Below are 1,224 nucleotides of genomic sequence, written 5' to 3' on the forward strand. Positions count from 1 at the left end.
GCCTTGAGTTCAAATGGTCAATGCAATGCTATCCTTAAACAAAGGAGCGCAGCTATGAAAAGAAGAACTCGTATTATCTATACTGCTCAGCAAAGAGCATTAATGTGGGAAAAATACCAACAAGGAAGTACGCTTAATGATATAGCTCGATTGTTTGACCGACATCATCCTTCTATATCCCGCATTATAGCGGCGACTGGAGGTATACGACCTAACAACAAACAAAGGGCAAAAAATCATTTAACATTGGATGAACGTGAAGAGATTTCTCGTGGTATTTCAGCCAGCCTATCAAGGAGATCTATAGCTACTAAGCTCAACCGTCCACCATCAACTATTTGCCGTGAAATTAATCGTAACGGTGGCTATGATAAATATCGTGCTGCACATGCAGATAAAGCTGCATGGAAAAGAGCAGAGCGACCTAAAACATGTAAGTTAGCATTAAATAAAAAGCTAACTCTTATTGTCGCTCGCAAACTAAAGTGCGCATGGTCACCACAACAAATAGCGGGTTGGCTACAAAGAACTCATCCTAATAATGAAGACTTTCAAGTGTCACATGAGACGATATATAAAACGTTGTATATTCAAACAAGGGGCGCATTAAAAAAAGAACTACAAAAATGTTTAAGATCAAAGCGCATCATGCGCTACTCCCGCCACGCCACACTAAAAAATAAAGGACATGGGAAAATATCAGATGGACTCACAATCGGTGAAAGGCCTGAGTCAGTAGAAGATAGAGTTGTTCCTGGACATTGGGAGGGAGATTTAATTAAAGGTTGTAATAATAGCTATATTGCAACCCTTGTAGAGCGTCATTCACGCTATGTAATGCTTGTTAAAGTTCAGGATAGTAAAACTAAGACGGTCATAAAAGAATTAATAAAAAATGCTAAAAAGTTACCAAGAGAAATGTATAAATCCCTCACATGGGACAGAGGTTATGAAATAACTAATCACAAAGAATTTACGATAGCGACAAAAATTCCAGTATATCTTTGTGATCCTTATTCTCCTTGGCAGAGAGGATCAAATGAAAATACTAATAGGCTAATCCGACAATATTTCCCCAAAGGAACTGATTTATCTATACACAGCCAACAAAAGTTAAGCAGTGTTGCGAGAAGACTTAACGAAAGACCAAGAAAGACGTTAGAATATGAAACACCAGCAGAGAATTTTAATCTATGTGTTGCATCCATCATTTGAACTCAAGGC

General features: G+C 38.1%; 1 protein-coding gene. It reads left to right on the top strand.

Going from position 1 to position 1,224, the window contains the following annotated elements; translation table 11 throughout:
* Positions 1–54 precede the first annotated feature (54 nt).
* Positions 55–1,215, top strand: a complete 1,161-nt coding sequence (locus H4J69_RS19575; RefSeq protein WP_182245199.1) for an IS30 family transposase — start codon at positions 55–57, stop codon at positions 1,213–1,215.
* The last annotated feature ends 9 nt before the right edge of the window (positions 1,216–1,224 follow it).

Origin of the sequence: Colwellia sp. BRX10-9 (assembly GCF_014077405.1) — a bacterium.
GTDB lineage: Bacteria > Pseudomonadota > Gammaproteobacteria > Enterobacterales > Alteromonadaceae > Colwellia_A.